A 255-nucleotide genomic window follows, 5' to 3' on the forward strand; every position below is an offset into this window, starting at 1 on the left:
GACCACGTTCAACGTCTTCACGCTTAGTACCACGTAGAAGTGCACCAATGTTCTCACCAGCACGACCTTCGTCAAGAAGCTTACGGAACATTTCAACACCAGTACAAGTAGACTTAGTAGTCTCTTTGATACCAACGATTTCAACTTCGTCGTTCACGTTGATGATACCAGCTTCAACACGACCAGTTACTACTGTACCACGGCCTTGGATTGAGAAAACGTCTTCGATAGGCATGATGAATGGCTTATCGATGT

At 45.1% G+C, this 255-nt stretch carries 1 protein-coding gene; it reads right to left on the reverse strand.

Features of this window, described 5'->3' with window-relative positions; genetic code table 11:
• The coding region (locus tag PSH54_RS20760) for an EF-Tu/IF-2/RF-3 family GTPase (protein WP_273607024.1) at nt 1-255 on the reverse strand (255 nt) is incomplete at both ends.

The organism is Pseudoalteromonas sp. Angola-30 (genome assembly GCF_028599215.1).
Taxonomy (GTDB): Bacteria; Pseudomonadota; Gammaproteobacteria; order Enterobacterales; family Alteromonadaceae; genus Pseudoalteromonas; species Pseudoalteromonas atlantica.